The organism is Sporomusa sp., assembly GCF_057736855.1.
The window spans coordinates 1659-6187 of record NZ_JBYKYF010000182.1 but is presented as its reverse complement, the minus strand read 5'-3'; the positions used below and the strand labels follow the sequence as shown (position 1 = coordinate 6187).

At 45.2% G+C, this 4529-nt stretch carries 6 protein-coding genes; all 6 read right to left on the bottom strand.

The window, feature by feature from the left end; genetic code table 11:
* Nucleotides 1-968: diguanylate cyclase domain-containing protein (locus AC29Z1_RS11870; protein WP_488271676.1), on the bottom strand; the 968-nt coding region annotated here is incomplete at its 3' end.
* 14 nt (nucleotides 969-982) lie between these two features.
* On the bottom strand, nucleotides 983-1408 hold the full coding sequence (locus AC29Z1_RS11865; RefSeq protein WP_488271675.1) for a response regulator: 426 nt from the start codon (nucleotides 1406-1408) through the stop codon (nucleotides 983-985).
* 153 nt (nucleotides 1409-1561) lie between these two features.
* On the bottom strand, nucleotides 1562-2359 hold the full coding sequence (locus tag AC29Z1_RS11860) for a Cof-type HAD-IIB family hydrolase (protein WP_488271674.1): 798 nt from the start codon (nucleotides 2357-2359) through the stop codon (nucleotides 1562-1564).
* Nucleotides 2360-2443: 84 nt separating this feature from the next.
* Entirely contained in the window at nucleotides 2444-2788 is a 345-nt protein-coding gene (locus AC29Z1_RS11855) for a phage holin family protein (protein WP_488271673.1), read from the bottom strand.
* 177 nt (nucleotides 2789-2965) lie between these two features.
* Entirely contained in the window at nucleotides 2966-3493 is a 528-nt protein-coding gene (locus AC29Z1_RS11850) for a methylated-DNA--[protein]-cysteine S-methyltransferase (protein ID WP_488271672.1), read from the bottom strand.
* Complete coding sequence (locus tag AC29Z1_RS11845; RefSeq protein WP_488271671.1) at nucleotides 3487-4500, bottom strand: alpha-hydroxy-acid oxidizing protein; 1014 nt, start codon at nucleotides 4498-4500, stop codon at nucleotides 3487-3489. The genes AC29Z1_RS11850 and AC29Z1_RS11845 overlap by 7 nt, the downstream gene beginning before the upstream one ends.
* Between the last annotated feature and the right edge of the window lie 29 nt (nucleotides 4501-4529).

The following is a 4529-nucleotide window of genomic DNA, read 5'->3' as shown; positions in this document are numbered from 1 at the left end:
TCGTTATTGGTTATCGCCTGACGCAAGCTGGTTTCTAGCAACATTCGCTCAAGCACCCGCTCATTCATACTTTTATTATAAAATTGATAACTGGCTCCTCCCTGTTCTTTAGCTAGGTACATGGCAGATTCGGCATTTTTAAGCAATAACTCAACAGTTTGCCCGTCATCCGGGTATACCGCAATTCCAATACTCGCAGATGTATGCCAGATATAACCGTTTAAGTCAACTGGCTGCCTAATGATTTCAATGAGGTCTTCGGCAATACTGGCCGCTGCTTGGGAATCAGACAACCCTGACAACATAATTCCGAACACATCACCGCCCACCCTGGAAACCACAGCCTGTTTATCGACACAGGCCTTTAATCTGTCAGCAATCATCCGGATAAGATGATCTCCCTGACCATGGCCCAAGGTATCATTTACCATTTTGAACCGATCAACCCCAACAAACAATAGTGCCAACATGCCGTTATTACGTTCAGCCATGGATAACGCCATCACCATACGGTCAATTAACAACAGACGATTAGGCAAACCAGTGGCTGTATCATAATAGGACAAATATTCAATCATAGCTTCAGCACGTCCCAGCCTGATAGCTGCCCGCAAACACTGGGCTAAGCTGTCAGCCGTAACCTTGCCTTTTACCAAATAATCGGTCGCACCCGCTTTCATCGAGTCAACAGCCAACTGTTCGTCGCCTTGCCCGGTCAGAATCACAACCGGTGTCTTAACGCCGGCATCACGAATGGCTGATAACACAGCCAACCCGCTATCACCAGGCAAAAAGTGGTCAAGAAAAATACAATCATACCTGCCTGTCTGCGCCTCACTAAGCCCTTGACTGCCAGTAGCGACTTCTTTAATTATAATCTTTTCATGAGCCGCTTTGAGCGCCCTGCTAACCATAATTCTGTCCACTTCATCATCGTCGATTAACAATATTCTCAGTGCTTCCGGCATTACCAACCCACTCCTTATGGCATTTCGCTTAAGGTCCAATACTGGTCAAGCGCTGCCATATTTTCAACAAATTGTTCAAATGAGACTGGCTTGATAATATAACCGGCAACATGTAGTTGATAAGCAGCAATAACATCCCGTTCCTCATTCGAGGTTGTCAGGACAATTACGGTCATCATTTTTAATTCTGGATCTTGTCTGACTTCGCGTAAAAATTCAATCCCGTTCATTCGCGGCATATTAATATCCAGCAAAACTAACCTTGGCCAAGGTACAATGGCATTACTATTCTGACCACGCAGCATAGCTAACGCCTCGACACCATCACGCGCGATATATAGAGGATTCGTAAGGTTAATCCGTTTAAAAGCCCGTTCAACATTCATGATATCAACTTCATCATCTTCCACCAGCAGAATGTTCATGCTCTTATCCCGCATGCTTACGCCCTCCGATTACCATTTATATTGGTAATTCTTAGTGAAGGCTGAATTTTCCTGCTTTGTTTTCGGCTTACCTGTTATTTTGTCATTCCAAGGGAGTATGATGATGAAAGCAGGGGATACTTTTAGCGAAAAGAGTTAGTCTAGCCATTAGGCTAACACATATTTTTCAATAGCCTCGGCGACACCATCCGCCTCGTTGGATAATGTCTCTAGACGGGCAATGGCTTTAATAGCTGGAGTGGCATTTCCCATGGCCACACCCCAACCGGCATATTTGAGCATGTCCAAATCATTGCCACTATCGCCAATCGCCATTGTTTCTTCTTGTTTAATTCCCAATCGATGACCTAGAAAAGCCAGTGCCCTGCCCTTATTTGCCAATGGGTCGGTTATTTCCAAATACGTCGGCTTAGAAATAACAATACTCAGCTTATTGCCAAATATAGTTTTACAGGTATCATATATTTCAAGAATTCCTTCTGGTGTTGACATAATCAACAGCTTACTCGAAGGTTCTTCACCAAGATACAGTCTGTCCCCCACAGCGGTAGCCGGTACCCCCGACAGGCGGGAATACTGCTCAGAATAGTAGTTGATTTTTTCTACATACAGTTCATCCTGTACATAACTTTGGATATACCAGCCGCGTTGTTTACACAGGGCAAGTACCTCTTGTGCTAACTTCTTGTCAATGGGTTGATGCAGTAATACCTCACCGGACAGACAAGACTTAATCAGTGCGCCATTATAAGTAATAATTGGCACATCCAGTCCCAGTTGTTTAGCATAAGGTAAAGCTGACCGGTACATTCGCCCGGTAGCAATTGTCACCGTTACCCCTTGCACCACAGCTTTGCGAATGGCTTCACACGCTCGCGGCGAAATGGCCAATTTGCTATTTAATAGCGTATCATCCAAATCCACTGCTACTAATTTTATTGCCATGGTAATACCCCTTTCATTGGATATAAAAATAGAAAAATAATGAAAAACAGGAATTTCGCTACGCGCAAAATTCCTGCAATGTATTTACCTGTCGTGTATTACTTTCGATAAGGTAACACTGCATAAAGTCATTAACATAATCCCGGCAAGCGAGGTTATAATACCAGTAATTTGAAAACCGGGTAATGCTTTAACAACCATAAGTGGAGTAAAAACATTGGTGACAACAGTAATACCGCTCAAATTCAAAAAGGTAAGCGGCAGGTCGACAACCGATAAGAGTGGCCTAATCGCGGCATTAGCCACTCCGACAATCGTTGCCCCCAATAGTGTCCCGCCTAACGTATCCACAAACACACCAGGTAGTTTAACCATTACCATAAAAATAATTACTGCATTAATAATAATCCGCAGCAAAAAACCGCTCACGAAATGATTCCCCCTATTAAGCCATTAACACGCAACCGTTACTATAATTATATCCTAATTATATCCCAAGAGACAAAATTCCGGCAATATGAGTATCACCAATTTTTGTAACTGCCACTTACCTGCATCATCGCCAAACAATAACAATAGCGTCAATGGCTTAATTGTGAGAGAACATCACTCTACTATGTTGGTCTCAAGCAATAATAAAGCCTGTTTCATATCCATCCCGCCCCCAAAACCGGTAAGACTGCCATTAGCCCCAATAACCCGGTGGCAAGGCACCACTAACGGCGTCCGGTTGCTGTGCATGACACCGCCAACCGCTCTGGCAGCTTTGGGTCTGCCAACAGCCTGGGCTACGGACTGATAACTGACAGTAGTACCGTACGGGATGCCTGCGGTATAAGTAAGCACTGCCTTTTGAAAGGGTGTATAGCAGCGCCAGTCAATCGGAACACGGAAAGCAACCGGAAATCCTTTAAAATACAATTGTAATTCCTTGCTAAGTTCCTCAGACCAAAAACAAGCTTCATGTCCTGCTGGTAGTCTGGAGGAATCTTTAGTTCGAATATCGGCAAATGCGGCAGTTTCTTCCTCACGGGGAAACCCCAGTTCCCATAAGCCGACCTCCGACCAAATGGCAGCGATTTGACCCCAGGCGGTAGTAATTAAACTATAATATAAAGCTGCTGGCTTTACCATAATATTTCTACTGGCACATCCCTAGTCTGTGCAGTACCTGTCAGAATCATGGCTGCACGAAGTTCTGCCCGGAATGTATTGATAACCATTTCCACTCCTGCTGCACCACCGCCAACTGCAGCAATGGCTAACGGTCGCCCAATCAATACAGCATCAGCACCCAGGGCCAGCATTTTTAGAACATCGGCGCCACTTCTGATACCGCCGTCAACCAGCACTTTCATTTTGCCTTTGACGGCTTCAACAATATAAGGAAGCACCTCAGCCGTACCCGGAGTATAATCAAGGGCTCGTCCGCCATGATTGGAGACAACAATAGCATCAACGCCTGCCTGCCAGCAGGCCTCAGCATCATCTGGGGTCATAATGCCTTTAACAATAAACGGAATGGTGGTATGGTTTTTGATATATTCCAGTTCTTGAATGGTCTTGGGACCAACTGGTTGTCCGGCCTTGGTCATGTTAACCAGCGCGGCAGCATCAATATCCATGCCAAATGCAGGACAACCGGCATCAGCCGCCTGTTTTGCCATCTCAATCACTTTATCGGTTTCACGAGGTTTGATAATCGGAATACCCCAGCCCTGTTCCTTACTAATACTCGCCATACCGGCGGCAAAGACCTCTGGATTAGGGCCATCACCAGTCATCCCAATAATTCCAGCCCTACGGCAACCACTAACGATAGCTTCGGTGTATTCTGTTTCGGTTAGCGCCCCCCTCATATTCATGGCAATCCCTCCAATAGGTGCAGCCATGATGGGCAGCGACAGTTCTAAATCAAATATCCGGCAGGATACATCAGGATTTTTAACACTATGAACGGTTCGTAAGTTCAGACGGCAATCAGTTAGGGCTTCAATATTATGGCGAAAGGCAGCACCGGTGCCTAAACCCCCCATACCTGGCACTTCTCCTGCACAGGCAATTCCATTGCATATCGGACAAAGCCGACAGGCACCATTAAATTTTTCTTTGGCTGCCATTCTAATACTAGTAATATCCATTCCATCCCTCCTGATTTTACATGAGTACG